We start from the raw sequence: 18,529 nt of genomic DNA, 5'->3' as shown, positions 1-18,529 counted from the left end.
GTCGAGGAACAACACCTCCTTCCCCCGGATGAATAGTAGCTTAAACCGCCGCCTGTCGCGGGGCCACTCCCGTCGCGCGGATGAACTGCCGGTACAACTCCGCATACGTGCCGTTGGCTTCCAGCAATTGCGTGTGTGTCCCCCGCTCCACGATCTTGCCCTGCCTTAACACGAGAACCAGGTCGGCGTGGCGTATCGTGCTGAGGCGGTGGGCGACGACGAAACTGGTGCGGCCTTGCAACAGCGTCACGAGCGCCTTCTGGATGCGCGCTTCGGTCATGGCGTCCACGGAACTGGTCGCCTCGTCGAGAATCAGGATGCGCGGGTCGGCCAGCATCGCGCGGGCAAAACAAATCAGCTGGCGCTGGCCGAGCGACAGATTCGCGCCGCGTTCACCCACCGCCGTCGCGAACCCTGCCGAGAGCGAACCGATCACGTCGAGGAAATCCAGCTTGCGGACGGCATCCACGACTTCTTCGTCGGTCGCCGCGGGCCGGCCAAAGCGGATGTTATCCATCACCGTGCCGCTAAAGAGGAAGTTCTGCTGGCTGACGATGCCCATCTGGCGATGCAGCGAGTCGCCCTGGATATCCCGCGTGTCGAACCCATCGATCAGCACCGCCCCATGCCCCGGCAGGTAGAACTTTGTAATGAGATTAACGATGGAACTCTTGCCACTACCCGTGTGGCCGACAAGCGCAACGGTCTGGCCGGGTTCGGCCACGAAATTCATATCATTGAGCGCCAGCCGATCGGGCACGTAACCGAAACTGACATCGCGGAACTCGACCCGTCCCCGGATGCGCGGCAGCTCGCGCACCGTTGGCGGTTCCTCCCAATCAGGCTTCGCGTCGAGCAGACGAAAAACGCGTTCCGCCCCCGCCATCGCCGCCAGCGCCTGGTTGTACATATTGCCGAGCGGCTGAATGGAACTGAAAAACAGGTTCGCGAGGAAGAAAAACTGAATCAGGTTGCCGACGTCCATGTGAATGGCCGGGCTCAACACGCGATACCCGCCCACCATCAGCAACACCGCGGTAAACGTCTGGCTGTTCAATTCCAGCATCGGCAGAAACACGCCCGTGGCCCGTGCAACACCGAGATTGTACACCGAGTGGTCCATCAGCAGGTCGGTAAACAGCCCCGCATTCACGTCCTGCCGCACGAACCCCTGCGTCACGCGAATTCCCGTGACTGATTCCGCGATGGTCGCCGTGACGCGGCTCCAACTCTCCTGCACCTTGCGGTTCGCGTTGCTGAGCGTGCGGCGAAATCGGTAATTCATCGCCCCCAAAATCGGCGCCATCGCCAGCACGACCAGAAACAAGACCCGGTCATACCACAACATCAGCAGCGCGGCGCAAATCATCTGCCCGCCCTGCACCGCCGTCACAAAAAACACGTCCTGCCAGCCGACACGCATCGCCTCGGCATCGGACGTGTACCGGCTAATGATGCGCCCGATCTTCGTCCGGTTGTAAAAACTCATCGGCATCTTCAGCAGGTGTTGGAAAATATCGCGGCGCAAATCCTGCAGGACCGATTCGCCCATCTCCAGCGCCAACCGTTGACGAAAGTGGAAGCAGAACTGCGTCACCGCCGCGAACGCCAAGAATCCCACCGCACCCCACACCACGCCGCGCGCGTCATGTCGAGCAATCGGGCCGTTGATGATCACGCCAATCAGCCACGCCAACACGGGCAATTGGATGGACCGGAGAATCACCAGCGCGAACAGCCAATCGCGTTTGCGCTTATGCTTCTGCGTATACCGCAACATCCGCCAGATCAACCGCATCTCCAGCGGACGCAGGTTCAGCTCGTCCAGGTCTTCCTGCCGTACTTGTGTCAGGGCCGCTTTCATGTGGTGGCAAACTGCAATTCCGCCGTGCGTCGGTACGGCCCGTCGGTGCGAACCAGTTCCTCATGCGTGCCGACCTGTACGATCCGCCCATCTTCCAAAACAATGATGCGGTCGGCGCGCCGCAACGAGCTGATCCGGTTGGCCACCATGAACGTCGTGCGCCCGCGCATGGCATTCTCAATCGCCTCCAAAATCTCCTTCTCCGTCTCGGGATCGACTGCCGCCGTCGGGTCGTCGAGCAACAGGATCGCGGGATCAAGCAACAGCGCGCGCGCGATGGCCAGCCGCTGGCGCTGGCCGCCCGACAAATCCTTGCCGCCTTCACCGAGCAGCGTGTCGTACCCTTTGGGCAGGTTCACAATAAACTCGTGCGCCGCGGCGATTTTCGCCGCCTTCTCGACCTCCTCGCGCGTCGCATCCGGATGCCCGAACGCGATGTTGGCCGCGACGGTGTTGCTAAAAAGAAAACTCTCCTGGAACACCAGCCCCACGTTGCGACGGAGATCGTCGAGGTCGAGCTTCCGCACGTCCGTGCCGTCAACCAGCACGCGCCCACGCTGGGGGTCGTAGAAACGCGTGATCAAGCTCAATAACGTCGTCTTGCCTGACCCGGTCGGGCCGAGAATGGCGATGCTCTCCCCGGGTCGCGCCTCGAAGGTGACCTCCTGCAACTCGGGATCGTCCCCGGCGTTGTACCCAAAACTCACTCCTTCGAATCGCACCTCACCCTTGGCACGAGCCAGCCGGGTCGCGTTCGGCGGATTAACAATTTCGATGGGCGCGTCAAGCACCTCGAACACGCGCCGCGCCCCCGTGAGGCTCTGCTGGATGGTGTTGGCAACCTGTGCGACATTTGCGATCTGCGCCGCGAACTGCTGCAAGAGTCCCGCAAACACGACCATGCCGGTGCCCAGCGGCAATTCGCCCGCGATGACCAGGTGCCCGCCGTAGATCAGCAACACAAACAAACTTATCTGCGTCAGCATCCCGATCGATGGTACAAACAGGCTCACGCGCCAGAAGATGGTCTGCTGTTGCGCTCGCACGGCTTCGTTGCTGGCTTCGAAGATGGCGAACCGCTCCCGCTCGCGGGCGAAGCCCTTGATCGTCTGGATTCCCTGCGCGGTTTCGGCAATGTGAAGGACCATCCGATCCACCAACTCGCGATTGCGGACATATTCGGGTTGCACGACGCGCGAGAACACCGCCGCAATCACCCACAACAGTGGGATCACCGCCAGGCACGCCAGCGTCAGCTTCGCATGGATCGTCAGCATGTACGCCAGATACACGAACAGCGATAGCAACATGATGATGCTTTGAATCAATACGTTGTTGACGAAGTTCGCTACCGCACGCGAGTCGCCAGTGACGCGGTTGATGATCGAGCCGGTCTCATTGGCGTCGTAGAACCGAAAGCTGAGCCGTTGGAGTTTCTCGTAAACTTGCGCCCGCATCTCGACGACGATGTACCGCTCCACCAATACCGCGACCGCAATGCTGTAAACGTAATTCAGCGCTGCCCGCAGGATCGCGAAAGTAAACATGATGGCCGCAATGACCATCATAACCTTCATGGGCGCCCAGGACGTCGGCGGCGCCAGCCCGAACGGCCAGTGCGGTGGTGTCGCCGTTGATTGGATGTGCCATCGAACAAAATCAATCCCCAGGCCCGTCAGCCCCAGCCCCGCCAAACCCATCGCGAGCAGGATCAATTGGTAGATGAACACCTTGATGCAACCCGCTCGATAGCGCCAACTCAACCCCAGGAGACGGCGGATCACTGTCCAGTCAGATTGCGTATTCGCTTGCATGGTCGCGGGAGCTGGCATCCCGAAAAGCAAACCACGTTGCAGCGGCGCGAACAAGAGAGAACTCGCTTACAAGTGTTTTGCCTCGTTCATCAACACGCTTGGTTTGGCGGAGCGGGTCGCTATAATCAATGCACTATGCCCGCAAAGAATCAGTTCTTTTCGTCATCCAAACCGGTCATCGGCATGATTCACCTGGAAGCTCTGCCCGGCACGCCTGCCAGTCGGCGAAGCGTCCGCGAAATCGAGTCATTGGCGTTACGCGAGGCCAAACTTTACCGCGAGGAAGGCGTGCACGGCATCATGATCGAGAATATGCACGATACGCCGTATCTGCGCAGCCATGTCGGCCCGGAGATCGTAGCCACCATGGCCATCGTGGCGTCGGCCGTAAAGGGAGCGGTCAAATTGCCCTGCGGCGTCCAGGTCCTGGCCGGCGCAAACACGGAAGCGATGGCCGTTGCGCACGCGGCGGGGCTGGATTTCATCCGCGTCGAAGGATTCGCCTTCGCCCACGTGGCGGACGAAGGCCTCATCCAGGCATCGGCGGCTCCCCTGCTCCGTTACCGCAAGCAGATCGGCGCCGACCACGTGCAGGTCTGGGCGGATGTGAAAAAGAAGCACAGTTCGCACGCCATCACCGCTGACATCGGCATCGGCGAGACGGCGGAAGCGGTGGAGTTCATGCGCGGCGACGCGGTAATCATCACCGGTTCAGTCACCGGCGATCCGCCCCAGCTCACAGATATCCGGGCGGCGAAGAAACACAGCCACTTGCCCATTTATCTCGGCTCCGGCGTGACGGCGCAGAACCTGGCGAAGTACTATGCTCTCGCGGACGGCTTCATTGTCGGGTCACACTTCAAAATCGACGGCCGCTGGTCGAACGCGGTGGATGCGAAGCGTATTGCCCATTTTATGAAAGGGCATGGCCAACTCGAAAGGTAGCGATTACTTCTGATCGCCCGGCGGAACCACGGTGTGGTCAGGGTCACCTGTTCGTCGGTTCTGCTGGATGGCCCGGTGTGCGCTCAAGGTCATGACGACGCAAAACAGAAGTATCGGGAAACTGACGTAGGCCATGAACCGTGAGAACCCGATGTATTCGTAGTGGGGATCGGGATGGAACCAGCCGTCCCGGATACACCAGATTTCCCAGGCCAGCAACAGAAGGGCGCCACTCCCGTATTTGCTCCGGACTTCCTCGGCGGTCAAACGGCGTCGGTGCAGTTCCGTCGGCTGTTTTTCTTCCATCGCGGCGCTAGTACATCGCGGTGCGAACGAGGTCGATAATCGACTTTGACCGGGCCTTGCCCTTCGGAACCACCGGGGGCTCCAATTCGGCGAGTTTGCGGACCGGCAGTTGCATCAACTCGTACTCCGCCTGGAGCCAATCGTCGACATCATGTCCACCGGTGCGTCCCCGTTCGAGATAAAGTTGGTAGGCGCGAGCGGCAATTTGCTCACGCGTCAAGTGTTGTTGCGTCATCTTGCCTGCTGTCCCCCTTTCTTGTTGCTGAACGTCGTGGCCAGCCATCTTTCGGCCATGCGGCGCTTCAGACCTCCTCTTTCATGTCAGACACGCCGCGTTGCATAATCGCTCATTTTTTCCCAATTGCAAGGTTTTCGTGCAGCGCATGGTTTGACCCGCCCCGCCCGATTTGTTAGTACAGTGTCTCAGATGCATTCATGGCTGCCACGGGTTCGGTCAATCGGCAACAAACTCCGGAGACTCATCTGGCCGCAACTGGCCAAACGGTCTCCGGGCGAAAATGCGTTCCTGCTGCTTCTGCCGTTGGTCGGGTTGGCCGTCGGGTTCACCTCCGTGGTGACCGCGCATATCATCTCCTTTCTCCAGAACCAGTTTTGGGGCAGCGGCCAAAATCTGCTTTCCACCGCCGCCGATAATCCCTGGCCGTTCCATATCATCATTCCTCTTGTCGGCGGCCTGCTGGTGGGCGTGATTGGCTGGTTCTTTCGCGTCCAGACCCGCGGCGGGGGCATTACCACCATCATGCAGGCCGTCTCCCTCAAGGGCGGCGTCATCTCATTGCGGCAGACCGTACCGCGCGACTGGGCGGCGATCGTGACGATCTCCACGGGCGGTTCCCTGGGTCGCGAAGGCGCGATGGCGTTGCTGGCCAGCGCCATCGGCTCCTACACGGGACGTCGCTTCAAGCTTTCGTCACAGCAACTTCGCGTTCTGGTCTGCGCCTCGGCGGCAGCGGCATTGGCCGCCGTCTACAACGCGCCGATTGGCGGTTCCCTGTTCGCGCTGGAAATCCTTATGGGCAACTTCGCTCTCGAAGTGCTCGGGCCCGTCGTCGTGGTGTCGGTGATTTCCACGCTGGTCTTTCGCAGTTGCATGGGTAACCTGCCGCGCTTCGTGGTCCCGCATTACGAACTGGTGTCCGCGTGGGAACTGCTGCCCTATCTCATCCTGGGATTGCTCTCGGGTATGATTTCCTTGTTGTTCATGCGCACGCTGTTTGGTTCGCAGGACGCATTTGAGAAGCTGCCCCTGCCGACCTGGTTGAAACCGGCGCTCGGGATGACGCTGGTGGGAGTCATCGGCGTCTGGTTTCCCCACGTGTACGGCAACGGCTTCGAGACAGTCAACTTGACACTCCAGGGGGCGAAAGAGCTGACGCTCGCTCTGCTGCTCATATTGATCCCAATGAAAATCCTGGCCTCATCGCTGACGTTTGGATCAGGCGGCGCGGGCGGGCTGTTCACCCCGTCATTGATGCTGGGGTCGCTGCTTGGCGGCGCGTTCGGCTTCGAAGTCCATCGATTATTTCCCCATGCGACAGCCGAGCAGGGCGCGTACGCGCTGGTGGGCATGGGTGGTGTTCTCGCGGGCATAACGCACGCGCCGCTCACCGCCATCATGATGATTTTTGAACAGACCAACAACTACCAGATTGTGCTGCCCCTGATGTTCGTGTGCATCGTCAGCCATTTTACGACGCGTCTGTTCAAGGGACGCTCCTTGGACGAGGAATCGTTGCGCCGTCGCGGCGTGGTGCTGCCCACGGGACTCGAGGCCGGCGTCATGCAGTCGCTGCGCGTGGAAGACATCATGCACGATGACGTCCCCGCGGTCAGCCAGTCGGTCCCTTTCTCCATGGTCGTCGAGCAATTCTTGAAGGAACCGTATAGCAATCTGTACGTGGTGAACAATGAAGGCAAATTCCTCGGCGCGATTCGGCTCCATTCATTGAAAGAAATGCTTCATCAGGGTGAGTCTCTGTCGTCCGTCATCGCCGATGATCTTGTGGATGACTCGTTCCAGTTTGTGACCCCGCGCCAGAACCTCGCCGATGTCATGGACATTTTCTGGCGCGAAAACGCGGAGCGCCTGCCCGTCATCGACAGCCCCGCGGACCGCAAGCTGATCGGTTGGATTTCCAAGCGCGACCTGCTGGGCGTGTACAGCCAGGAGATCATGCACAAGCGACAACTCCTCGGCCACTTCATTGTCCGGGAAGATGGTGAGAAACGCGACGTATTCGTGGAGCTGCCTGAAGGCTTCGAACTGCGCACCTTCGAGCTGCCTGCGCACTTGAACGGCCGCACGCTGGCCGAGTTGGCGCCGCGCGCCAGTTACGGCATCCACATCCTCGCCATCAAGCGACGCGATCCCACCACGGGTCGCAGTCTCACGGAAATGCCCGAACCCGCTACACGCCTGGCAACGGGCGACGACCTGGTGGTCATCGGCAAGGCCGAAAGCCTCGCGCAATTCATGGCTGCGCTCGTGCCGGCCGTTGAAAACGCCGCAGAGTGAGCTACAGTGTTTCAACCATGAGCTCTGATCAACCATTGCCATCGCCGGAAGAGATCCAGAAGAAACTCTCTGAATTCATGAAACAGGAGTTTGGCGACCGGGTCGTCTTCTCCTCACCCCACACCGAGACGGTGGAGACCACGCCGCCGGTGGAGGAACCGAAGCGCAAGGAGATCGAGTTCAATTTCCATCTCAAGCCGAAGGAAGTCAAAGCGCACCTCGACCGTTTCGTCATCCAGCAGGAGGACGCCAAGAAGGCCCTCGCGATCGCGGTGTGTGACCATTACAACCACGTTAAAGCCGCCGAGCGCGGCGAGGAGCTTCGCGATTACGTGAAGCAAAACGTACTGCTCATCGGCCCCACGGGCGTGGGCAAGACATATCTCATCAAGACGATCGCCGACCTCATCGGCGTGCCGTTCGTGAAGGCCGACGCCACCAAATTCAGCGAAACCGGTTACGTGGGAGGCGACGTGGAGGACCTCGTGCGCGAGTTGATCCACCGCGCGGACGGTGACGTAAGCCTCGCGAGTTACGGCATCGTTTATCTCGACGAGATCGACAAGATTGCCACGCCTGCCCACGTCCTGGGACGCGACGTCAGCGGTCGCGGCGTGCAGACCAATCTCTTGAAGCTCATGGAGGAAACGGAAGTCCCCCTCCGCTCGCCCACGGATATTCAGGCGCAATTACAGGCCGCTTTCGAATACCAGCGGCGCGGCAAGGTCAAGCGCGAGACAATCAACACCAGGCACATCCTTTTCATCGTCAGTGGCGCCTTTGACCAAATGTTGGAAATCATCCGCAAGCGCGTGCGCCAGGCAGACATTGGGTTCGGCGGTCACCTGGCGGAATCCGTGAGCGAAGCGGAACTCCAGCGCCGCGCGCAGACGGAGGACTTCGTGAAGTACGGTTTTGAACCCGAGTTCATCGGTCGCCTGCCCGTCCGCGTCGTCCTCGACAAGCTGACTGTCGCCGACCTGTACCATATCCTCAAACAGAGCGAAGGTTCGGTCATCAAGCAATACGAATCGAGCTTCCACGCGTTCGGCATCGACGTGATGTTTTCGGACGACGGCTTGCACGCCGTCGCGGAGAAAGCAGCGCTCGAAAATACCGGGGCGCGCGGATTGCTCACCGTATGCGAACGGGGACTGCGCGAGTTCAAGTTTGAACTGCCCTCATCGACGGTGCGGCAGTTCGTTGTCACGCGATCGCTCGTGGAGAACCCCGAGGCGGAATTGCAACGCATCCTCAAGGAACCGGCCTACGAGCAGCGCGAACTGATGCGCCAACTTGTCCACGATTTCGAGCGGAGGTTCGAGGAGAAACACAAGCTGCGAATGCGCCTGGAACCCGACGCGGTCGAAGAGATTATCGAGCGCGCCCAGCACGCCAACAAATCCGTCACCGATCTCTGCTGTGAACTCTTCAAGGACTACCAGTTCGGGCTGAATCTCGTGAAGAACAACGCCGGCCAGTCCGAATTCGTCATCCCCAAATCCGCCCTGGCCGACCCCGACAAATTCCTCAGTAACTGGGTCGTCTCCAGTTACCGCAAAGACGAACCGGCGGTCTAGCTTGCTACTGCGGAACGTTGACGCGGTAATAGCAGAACGGAAAGTTGGTGGCCGCACCGACGTCGAGAAAATTGGTGGTATTGCCCGTAGCGCCGACCACGGTGAAAATGTCCGTGAAATTGTTGGTGTAGCTGCCGTCAGCGGCACCCGTTGCCCGCTGCAGGATATTGGTCTGGCAAATCCCGCCGGTTACCCAGGTGACAAGAATGTCACTGCCTTGCATCATAATCCCTGTCACCTGGTACGGTGGCGAGCCGGTGAGCACCACGGTGACAATTCCTGACATCGCACCAACACCCCGACAGCCCGCACTGAAACCGTGAACCGTGCAGTAATAATTGAAAGTACCCAGTTGGCCAAATGTATGGCTGAAGGAAAACGGCGGACTGTGGACGCCGGAATCCCAACTATCGAGCTGGCCCGGCGCCGCCGTGGTGCTGTGAAACCCATTCGTCCAGACCCAGGTAACCGTGTCGCCGAGCGTGATGATTGGATTGATGTGGGTTGACGGAAGTGCACCGAAATCGAAGTTGAAAATCTGGATCGTGTTCGTCGCGGCCAGAGCGGCCGCCAAATGGCTGGACAGTAAACATGCCAAAACAAGTAGTGATTTCGCCGCGGTCTTCATTCTCTTGATCCCCCATGGCAACAGATTTATTGGTGAACACACGCCTACTATAACCCGGAGATAAGATACGCGAACTGGGGTTTTGTTCCAGAAGGGTCATACTTTTCTACCGGACGGTGACAGTCACGGCCCGGCGGCAGCCACCGAGGCTGCCTATCTCACGGGCTCGAAGACTTCCTCGGTATGGCTGGGTTGCTCGGTGGCGCGGCGGAGGAAACCCTTGGCAATCAAGGCACGGAGGATGCGACCGGCGGTGGGCTGGTCCACGCGCATGGCGTGGACGATTTCGGACTCGGTGACGCCGCGGCCGCGTTCGTGGATGAGTTCCAGGGCTTCTTCGAGCGGGAGCTTGTAGCCCTGATACAGGAAAAGAATCCCGAACAGGATCAACACGGTCCCCCCGAAGATCGCACCGGTGCCTTTGAGCGGTTCCTCGGGCAATTCGCCCATCATATTCAGGAGCACGAACGCTCCCGCCAGCACCAGCGCGAGGCCGATCACCTTGAACAATTTGCGGCGCCGGTGGAAGATGCGGTGGTCGAAGTTCGCGGACATAAGCGCTGGCCTCATTTGTTCGCGGGCGCCGGACCTTGTTGCAGCTCCTGCAGCACGCCGAGCGGCGCGATCTTCATGGCCTTATCCAGGTCCGTCCACAGTGTGCCGGCACCGGCATAGATCAACATGAGCTTCATCTGGTCGGGCAATTGTTGCGCGAATTGATAGAATGCGTAGTCCGCTGGTGTGCCGACCGCTTTCACCTGTAACGCGTAACCGTCGCCTTCCGCCCTGCCCTTCAACTCCACCACTTTCGCCTCCGCGCCGCCGAGTTTGCGTTTGATGTCCGCGCGAATCGCTGCGGTTTGCCGCGCCAACTCGGCGACGAGCAACCGCGTCTGCGCGGCGGTCTCGTTCACCTGTTTCTCCTGTTCCGCGTGAATGTTCCCTTCCAACCGCTGGGTCTCGTACTCGACAACCTGTTCGATCTGGCGAATCTTGCCGACGTTCTCGTCGAGCTGAGCCTTGTTGGCTTCCGTCTTCGTCTTCTCCACGTTCGTGATGTTCCATTCGGCGGCGATCCGCGCATCCTGGATCGGCCCCGAAATGTTGTCGGGCACCAGCGTGTCTTGCACAAGCGCAAGGTCCACCTGCAGCTTCTTCTCCTGGAGCGTGGTCTCGATGGTTTCCTGGAACGCCCGCTGGAACTCCTCGCGTTTGTCGCCGACGATGAAGTCCACCGCACCGAATGTGGATCCCTTGATGCGGGCCGTGGAGTTGATCTGGGGGATCAGGATGTTCTCCTCGATCTTCTTGATGTTGCCGTACCGTGCTACGACCGACGGGGCGTCCTCCGGCAGCAATTGCCAGAGCAATGTCACGTCGATAGTGATCTCAAACCCATCGCTCGACGGAAACGTGACCGCGGGCAGGACAGGAATACCGTATTGACCTGAGGGGACCCGGGCCCGTTCCGCCGCCTCACCAATCGCTTGCGCCTGTTTCTCCTTACCGGCAAACTGGCCCGAAGTATTTGACAGCGGGAGCTTGCCCGCGTGGGCCATCGTGATCTGGTTGTAGCCGATCTCAATGCGCTCGACCGAAAACGCCTCGGGGTTGAGCGGGTACAGGCCGGGCTGCAGGACAACTTTTTGCACGCCGCGTTCACCCGGACCGGCGAGTTGCGTCTGCGCGGGTTTGCCCGAACGCGCCGTGACGACGCCCACGTAACCGGGATCGATCTCGATCATTTTTACCACGCGAATCTCGTAGGCGTACGGATTGAGGCGATAGGTGCCGGGCAAGAGGACCTCGCGCTGGATGCCACGCTCGCCGGGGCCGGCCAGGAATTCGCCCGCGGGAAGTTCCTTGCCAAACTTGGTGATCACCACGCCGACTTCGCCGCCGGACACGATCACCTGATCTTTCAGTTGTCGCTCGTACAGGAACGGATTGACGAAGTGACGGCCCGGGCCGAGCGGTTCGAGGAGCACGCCTTTTTGTCCGGGCTCGGCGATGATCTGGCCAGCCGGCATTTCCTTGCCCGTCTTGGCAATCAACACCAGCATCCTGTTGGATGGCACGACCGTATTCTCCACCACCCAAACCCAGAAACCTTCATAGACGAACACGAACGCAAGCAGCAGCACCAGCGCCGCGCCAAGTGCCATGGTGAGAGTGCGGTTCTTCATCACTTGGCACCCCCTTTCGACGATCTGGAAAGGTCTCGAAACGGTTCCGCAAGCGGCCCGTCCGAATTGGCGAGAATCGAATCAATGTTCGGCGCGATCTTCTTCAAATACAGATACCGCGCGTACGCCTCCCCACTGCCGAATGGCAGAATGATCGATCGCAGCGCGTTCGCCTCGGCCGTCCGCGTGTAGGTAATCACGTCCGCATCGCCCTGTCCCGTGGAAATGATCGCCTGCGATTGGTTCTCCGCTGTTTCCAGGTCCTTCCGGGTGACATCGAGGTCGCGCTGCGCGGCGATGACCTGCACCTGTTGTTCCTTGGTGGCTTTTTGAATTTCGTTGGTGCGCGTGGTCTCCGCCGTCACGAACCGGACCCGTTGGTCTTGCATCTTCCGTTGAGCGGCAACATTCGCATCCGACTTGGCGCGCTCGATTTCGCTTTGGTACTTCGCGCGGGTCTGGATGGCAATCTCCCGCTCGCGAATCGGCTCGGCGATTTTTTGCGACGGCTCAATTTCACTAATCAACGCTGCCTTCACCAAAATGTTCTTCTTCGCTGACTCGGTGGTGATGTGCTTGTTAAATTCGTCCTGAAACGCCTTGCGCACCGTGCCACTGATGACATCGGCGGAACTGTATTTCGATCCCTGGATACGGCTCATCGAGAGCGCCGAGCGCAGGATCACTTTATTGACGATGTCCTCTTCATCGCCGATCTTCACGAACACCTCGGGCGCTTTCGCCTCCTCCACCGCCCACTCGACCGCGCCCTTGACCGGGAAGCGGAACCCGTCCTTCGAGAGGAAATTGATCTCGAATTCCGTCTTATGGCTCTGCACGCCGACCACGTCCACGCGACAGATGTACGGGTTGAGGTAGTACGTGCCCGGCCGCAACGGCGTCTCCTGCACACCACGCTCGCCTTCTTTCACAAGAATTGTGTTCGCCTCGGCCGGGTCGCGTCCGTAACGGAGCGTGACCACACCGACCTCGCCGGGCTCGATCTTCACCGCGGGCCGTTTCTCGACGTGATAGGCGTTGGGATTGATCCGGTATGTGCCCGGCCGCAACGGTTCGTCAATCACGCCCCGGTACTGCGTGCCGTCCGCCTCCTTGTTCTTCACAATGAACTGGCTCGGCGGCGCGGCCTTGCCAAACTGTCGTACCAGCACGCCGACTTCGCTCTGCTGGATCTGCACCAACGGCATAATTTCCCAGTGCCAATAAACCGGGTTGCGAAAATAGCGGCCCTCGCTCAGTGGATCCAACTGGATGCCCTTTTGCTCCGGTGAGGTGGCGATAATTTCGTTGGCGGGAATGTCCTTGCCATCCAGCCGGGTCAGGATCGCGCAGGTTCCGGTGGGTGGTTCGATGCGGCAGAAAAACCAGGCAAACACGAACCCGCAGACAATCGCGACGGCGAGAATCACCGCGCCAATAAGACCAAACCGCATCGGGTCAAACCCATAGCGCGCCCCGCCGGTGTCCTCATGCCGGGGCGGAACTGCATTGAAAGTAGCCACGTACCATCACCTCCCAGACTGGGCCTCTCCATCTCCAAGCTTGGCCCGCTAAATACTCCCGCGCATCTCAAAGTGCAAGGTTGAAATCATCCTGTCATCACCTCCCGGTAACGTTGCTTCTGGTAGAATCCAGGTAAATTGAAATGGGCCATTTAACTTTCAAGGAGGAATTCATGAAGCAGCACCCGAAGCTTGTGAAGACATCGTCACAAAGAGCATCTGGCAGAATCGGCTCGAGAAGTTTGTCCATCGCGGCTGTCCTGGCGGCGGGGACTGTTCTCAGTCTCGGTATCGGCAGCACCACCGCGACTGCCGGCGGTGATCCCTGTAAGACGACCTCGCTGGCGGCGGCGAAGGCCTGCGTGGAGGGGGCCAAGAGCGATTACAACCTGGCCTTGGGCAAGTGCGCCAATATCGCCGATCCCGTCGCCCAGAAGGCGTGTCAGGCCCAAGCCAAATCCGATCTGAAAGATGCCCTGGACACGTGTAAGGCCCAGACGGCTGCCCGGCTTGCGGGCTGCGCCCGCCTGGGCAAAGCTACTTACGAACCGTCGATTGTTGCGTCGAACTTTGTCGGCACGATCACCAATTCATTCATGCCTCTCATCCCCGGCACGACGTTCACGTACGTCAGCCCGATCGAAAGTAACGTCGTTTCCGTGACCCATAACACGAAAGTGATCTTCGGTGTCACCTGCGTCGAAGTTCACGACGTCGTGTATGCGGATGGTGTGTTGACAGAGGACACGCTCGATTGGTTCGCGCAGGACAAGGACGGTAACGTCTGGTACTTCGGCGAAAACACCCATGAACTGGACGGTAACGAAATCACCAGCATCGACGGCTCGTTCAAGGGCGGCACCAACGGCGCCCAACCCGGCATCATCATGAAAGCCAATCCCACAGTCGGCGATTTCTACCGGCAGGAGTTCGATCTCGGCAACGCCGAGGACTTCGCGGAAGTCATCAGCTTGACCAACACTGTCATCGTCGCCTCCGGCACGTTCACGAACTGCTTGAAGACCCTGGAGACCTCGCCCCTCGAACCCGATGCCATGGAGAATAAGTACTACGCCTCGGGTGTCGGCAACGTGTTGGTCATCGATCTGGCCACCGCTGAAAGGCTGGAGTTGATATCCGTCACGGTCGGACCGTGAGTGTGCAGCGATCCGCTGGAAACCGGGTGGCAAGGGCTTGCTTTGACGTTCGTCCCTCTTTACTCTGAAACACCGTGAGCACGTCGACCAACGGCGCACCCGGGTTGAACAAATCTGCGGCGGGTGCATATCAAGATCCTGTTTTCACCACGACGCATTGGTCGGTGGTCTTGAAAGCCGGACAGAGTGACACAACCCAGGCGCGGGATGCCCTGGCGAAGCTTTGCCAGACTTACTGGTATCCCTTGTACGCTTACGTGCGCCGGCGAGGTCATTCGGTGCACGATGCCCAGGATCTTACCCAGGCTTTCTTTGCGCGATTGCTCGAACGTCACTGGGTAGGTGACGCAAAACAAGAGCGCGGACGCTTCCGGACATTTCTCCTCACGGCCATGAGCCGATTTTTGTCTGACGAATGGGACAAGCTGCGCGCCCAAAAACGTGGAGGCGGGATTCCGCCGCTGCCGTTGCAACTCGATACCGGAGAAACCCGGTATGGGAATGAGCCAGCGGACAACAGCACCCCGGAGCAATACTTCGAGCGACGCTGGGCCTTGACCTTGCTCGACACGGTACTGCACCGCCTGCGAAATGAATACGAACGCGAGGGAAAGCGTGTCTTATTTGCCGCGTTGCACCCAACCTTGGTCGGCGATCGCGAACTACAGCCCTATGCGAAACTGGCCGCCGGCTTGGACATGCAGGAAGGTGCCGTCAAGGTGGCGGTGCATCGTCTGCGTAAACGCTACCGGCAATTACTCCGCGAGGAGATTGGCGGGACGATGGCCGAGTCGGAGGACATTGATGAGGAATTGCGCCACCTCTTTGCTGTGCTGGCCGGAAATTAATTTGCATCGGCCTGTAACCTTTCTCCCGCAATTCCTAAGAACTGGGTAGAAGCGACGATCATATGGATACCGAACGCATTTGCCCAAGTTGCCAGAAACCGCTCGCCCCGGATGTGCCATTGGGCTTGTGCCCGGAATGTCTCATCAAATCCGGTTTTCCCACCGGCGTGGAATCGGCCGGAGCCAAGCAACCCCCCTTCATTCCGCCCCCGGTGGAGGAGTTGGCCAAACTCTTTCCGCAACTGGAAATCCTCGAACTCATCGGCAAGGGTGGCATGGGCGCCGTTTATAAAGCCCGGCAACCACGACTGAATCGCTTCGTGGCGCTCAAGATCCTTCCGCCCAGCATCGGCAGCGACCCAGCCTTTGCCGAACGTTTTGCTCGCGAAGCCCAGGCGCTCGCGCGACTCAACCACCCCGGCATCGTCATCCTCTACGAGTTCGGCCAGGCGGGCGGCCTGCACTTCTTCATGATGGAATATGTGGACGGCGTAAATCTGCGGCAGTTGCTCGTCAATGGCCGCATCGCCCCACGCGAAGCGTTGGCCATTGTGCCGCAGATCTGCGATGCGCTCCAGTTTGCCCACGACCAGGGCATCGTTCATCGCGACATCAAGCCGGAAAATATCCTCCTCGATCGTCGCGGGCGCGTGAAGGTTGCGGACTTCGGGCTGGCCAAAATCATCGGTGGTGCAAATGAACCGGTTCCCCATGCCTACGGAACTGGCGCGCCTTTGCTGACCGAGACGGGCAAAATCATCGGCACGCCGCAATACATGTCCCCCGAGCAGATCGCGCATCCCGCCGAAGTAGATCATCGCGCGGACATTTACGCGCTGGGCGTCGTGTTCTACCAGATGCTCACCGGCGAACTTCCCGAGAAGAAAATTGAAGCACCGTCCAAGAAAGTTCACATCGATGTACGTCTCGACGAAGTGGTGCTGCGTGCTTTGGAAAAGAAACCAGAACTGCGGTACCAGCAAGCCAGTGCAATGAAGACGCAGCTAGAGACAATTGCCGGTACGGAACCGGTCCAACCTGACTCCCAACCGACCGCTCTTAATGAAAGGCGGGCTCCATCCGCGTGTTGGAATTGGGCAACGTGGTCGCCCTTCGCTTCGCCCGAGGTGCGGGAAATTGTCGCGCACATGACCAAGACAGAAAAGCGAGACGTGGCGACTCGCGGCGCATTGTTCGGTATCTGGAACGCCGCAACGTGTTTTGCCCCGGTCTTCATCCTGTTCTTTGCCCCGGCACCATTTAATAACTGGAAGCTGGCGTTGGCGGTGTGCGGTGTAGGCTTCGCGTTCTATCCGGTCTGGTACAAGATGCTGTGGGAACTGCACTGTTCCACCGAATGGGCCAGGGCGCGTGGAATCAAACCTGAATCCTTGCGGAAATTCTCATTCACCAGGCAGAATATCGGGAAGGCGCTCGTATTTTACGCTACCATCATGCTCATGGCTCTCGGCCCGCGGTTGCTGAGCCGCCGTGAGCCTGTCGGCGTCTGGTTTCCAGACCGCATTAACAACTCGATTAGAGAGCCATATGGCGAAGCCGCGATTCGCGTGACCGACGTTACCAATCGCGGACAAGTCGTCCTAGTGAAACTCGCTTGTGAAACCGGGCGCTCCGCCGACAACCACGAACTGCTTGTGCGATTCACCGGCCCGGTTTTCGATTACCGCGCTGACATTGCCGCAGAAGTGACGAATCTTGACTGCCTGATATCACCCGCGCTTATGACCGTCGGCGGCAAGGTATTGGCGGGCTCAAGTCACTTGCAAGACGCATCGGCCCACCTGATTGGCTTCGTGTTGCCGGATGAGGCGACCGCAGCCAAGGTCGTCGAACAAGTGCGCCAGACGCATCTCGGCAAGCCCAGAGGACTGACCGAACAATGGAGCCAGTTCCTCTTATTCTTGCTGCACCGTCGCGTAGGCGAAGATGCCAAGGGGAAACCAGTCGACGAAGGATTGACGGGCGAACTAAGCTGGATGTTGAAAGACGCTACCACGACACAGACGAAAACCAATCCATTCAGGGACACGGCGAAATACCTTTCTCCATTTACCATGGTGCATTTCGATACAAACGACATCAATAAAGTTGTTGTTGCTTACAACGACTCCGAATACGAATTGGCGGCAATAGATGATTTGTCGGTCACCGAGATACTTGATTTTTGTCGCCATCAATACGGACAACCGCCGTTTGGAGAAGGCTGGGCCCAAAAACGATTTGCCGAAGATTTGGTGATTGTCTTGTCCGAGATGAAGCATCCGGTCGGTTCAGACAATACCGTGAGCTTGACCCTTGTTGACCCGCAGACCGGCCAGCAAAAGATTATCGCCCATGCGCCGATGACTGGAAAAAATCGTGCGGCAATCTTCCAGGATCGCACTTTGGATAATTCCAATCTCTTGCAATCGCTTCCACAGAAATGAAGCCATCGAAGTCCCTAACCATTCCGGTTCTGTGTTTTACAATTGTTGCATTAGTTTTCGTGCTCTGGCCGGTTTGGTATGAGATACCAGTTAAAATCTTTTGGAATCCCAATGGCCAGAGTTCTGTGGGGCATCTTGCTTGGGGCACTAGTCCATGCCATCTGCTGGCTCCTCAGGCGAACACCAAATTAGGACACTACCAACGCCCTTGCCATATTGACAATTTGGATTACGTTTTGGTGGAGGTAAGCCATGAGAATTGTACGGCTCGGTTATTTGCTGTTCGTGATGGTGCTGGCTTGCGCGCACCTGTTCGTGACGTTATCGCCCTGGACCGCTCCGGCTTTCGCAGCGGCGGGCAGTGGAGGAATCGCGGCGTCCTGGTTCGTGGCGATGTTCGCCGCGTGGATTGTGGCGGTGATGATCGACCTGGTGCTGAGCGTGCTGGGAATCCTACCGCTATCGTTCGCGGGTGAAGCTGTCTTCTGTAATGTGTCGCTGGCAGTGCTCTCGGCGCTCGATGGCGGAATCATGTACATCCTGTGCGCCCTTGCTCCAGCGGTCATCGTCCTTGTCAAGGCGCTGGAGGAGATCACCGGGCACGGTCAGCGGTTGAAGACAGTGTGACGCAGCCGGGTTGCGCTTCGCCGATCAGCCCATTTTCAGGAACAAAGACGCGCCTCGGACAAACGGGG

At 59.0% G+C, this 18,529-nt stretch carries 15 protein-coding genes; 7 read left to right on the top strand and 8 right to left on the bottom strand.

All coding sequences use genetic code 11. The annotated features are described in order from the left end of the window. Window positions 1-40 precede the first annotated feature (40 nt). Window positions 41-1,864 carry an ABC transporter ATP-binding protein gene (locus VNL17_04660; protein HXI83367.1) on the bottom strand — a complete coding sequence of 608 codons (1,824 nt, stop codon included), beginning with the start codon at window positions 1,862-1,864 and terminating at the stop codon, window positions 41-43. Then, window positions 1,861-3,678: an ABC transporter ATP-binding protein gene (locus VNL17_04655; protein ID HXI83366.1), complete on the bottom strand. Its 1,818-nt coding sequence runs from the start codon at window positions 3,676-3,678 to the stop codon at window positions 1,861-1,863. The genes VNL17_04660 and VNL17_04655 overlap by 4 nt, the downstream gene beginning before the upstream one ends. 135 nt (window positions 3,679-3,813) lie before the next feature. On the opposite strand from VNL17_04655, the gene VNL17_04650 reads away from it, so the two are divergent. Next, window positions 3,814-4,623: a BtpA/SgcQ family protein gene (locus tag VNL17_04650; GenBank protein HXI83365.1), complete on the top strand. Its 810-nt coding sequence runs from the start codon at window positions 3,814-3,816 to the stop codon at window positions 4,621-4,623. Between the two features lie 3 nt (window positions 4,624-4,626). Here VNL17_04650 and VNL17_04645 read toward each other — a convergent pair whose 3' ends face one another. Next, window positions 4,627-4,929 carry a hypothetical protein gene (locus VNL17_04645; GenBank protein ID HXI83364.1) on the bottom strand — a complete coding sequence of 101 codons (303 nt, stop codon included), beginning with the start codon at window positions 4,927-4,929 and terminating at the stop codon, window positions 4,627-4,629. Between the two features lie 7 nt (window positions 4,930-4,936). Beyond that, window positions 4,937-5,164 (bottom strand): DUF2934 domain-containing protein, encoded by a 228-nt coding sequence (locus tag VNL17_04640; GenBank protein ID HXI83363.1) that lies wholly within the window; start codon window positions 5,162-5,164, stop codon window positions 4,937-4,939. A 192-nt stretch (window positions 5,165-5,356) separates the two neighbouring features. Here VNL17_04640 and VNL17_04635 point away from each other — a divergent pair, with 192 nt between their 5' ends. Then, window positions 5,357-7,465 carry a chloride channel protein gene (locus VNL17_04635; protein HXI83362.1) on the top strand — a complete coding sequence of 703 codons (2,109 nt, stop codon included), beginning with the start codon at window positions 5,357-5,359 and terminating at the stop codon, window positions 7,463-7,465. 17 nt (window positions 7,466-7,482) lie between these two features. Further along, window positions 7,483-9,045, top strand: coding sequence for an AAA family ATPase (locus VNL17_04630; GenBank protein HXI83361.1), 1,563 nt, complete (start codon window positions 7,483-7,485; stop codon window positions 9,043-9,045). 4 nt (window positions 9,046-9,049) lie between these two features. Here VNL17_04630 and VNL17_04625 read toward each other — a convergent pair whose 3' ends face one another. The 4 genes from VNL17_04625 to VNL17_04610 all read right to left on the bottom strand — a co-directional run bounded on the left by VNL17_04625 (window position 9,050) and on the right by VNL17_04610 (window position 13,382). After that, window positions 9,050-9,673: a hypothetical protein gene (locus VNL17_04625; protein ID HXI83360.1), complete on the bottom strand. Its 624-nt coding sequence runs from the start codon at window positions 9,671-9,673 to the stop codon at window positions 9,050-9,052. Between the two features lie 153 nt (window positions 9,674-9,826). Further along, on the bottom strand, window positions 9,827-10,228 hold the full coding sequence (locus VNL17_04620) for a MarR family transcriptional regulator (protein ID HXI83359.1): 402 nt from the start codon (window positions 10,226-10,228) through the stop codon (window positions 9,827-9,829). An 11-nt stretch (window positions 10,229-10,239) separates the two neighbouring features. Further along, complete coding sequence (locus VNL17_04615) at window positions 10,240-11,859, bottom strand: SPFH domain-containing protein (protein HXI83358.1); 1,620 nt, start codon at window positions 11,857-11,859, stop codon at window positions 10,240-10,242. After that, the gene (locus VNL17_04610) at window positions 11,859-13,382 is read right to left on the bottom strand and encodes an SPFH domain-containing protein (GenBank protein HXI83357.1); all 1,524 of its coding nucleotides are present in this window, start codon (window positions 13,380-13,382) and stop codon (window positions 11,859-11,861) included. Before VNL17_04610 ends, VNL17_04615 begins: the two co-directional genes overlap by 1 nt. Before the next feature lie 143 nt (window positions 13,383-13,525). Here VNL17_04610 and VNL17_04605 point away from each other — a divergent pair, with 143 nt between their 5' ends. From VNL17_04605 to VNL17_04590, 4 genes are all read left to right on the top strand, one after another. Continuing rightward, a complete protein-coding gene (locus tag VNL17_04605; protein ID HXI83356.1) occupies window positions 13,526-14,539 on the top strand; it encodes a hypothetical protein in 1,014 nt (337 codons plus the stop codon). Between the two features lie 74 nt (window positions 14,540-14,613). Beyond that, window positions 14,614-15,387 (top strand): sigma-70 family RNA polymerase sigma factor, encoded by a 774-nt coding sequence (locus tag VNL17_04600; protein ID HXI83355.1) that lies wholly within the window; start codon window positions 14,614-14,616, stop codon window positions 15,385-15,387. Window positions 15,388-15,449: 62 nt separating this feature from the next. After that, window positions 15,450-17,834: a serine/threonine-protein kinase gene (locus VNL17_04595; protein ID HXI83354.1), complete on the top strand. Its 2,385-nt coding sequence runs from the start codon at window positions 15,450-15,452 to the stop codon at window positions 17,832-17,834. A 252-nt stretch (window positions 17,835-18,086) separates the two neighbouring features. After that, window positions 18,087-18,461 carry a hypothetical protein gene (locus VNL17_04590; GenBank protein ID HXI83353.1) on the top strand — a complete coding sequence of 125 codons (375 nt, stop codon included), beginning with the start codon at window positions 18,087-18,089 and terminating at the stop codon, window positions 18,459-18,461. Window positions 18,462-18,529 lie beyond the last annotated feature (68 nt).

The organism is Verrucomicrobiia bacterium, from assembly GCA_035577545.1.
Taxonomy (GTDB): Bacteria; Verrucomicrobiota; Verrucomicrobiia; order Palsa-1439; family Palsa-1439; genus Palsa-1439.
Note: the sequence above shows the minus strand (reverse complement) of the source record. Positions and strands in the feature narration are given on the sequence as shown.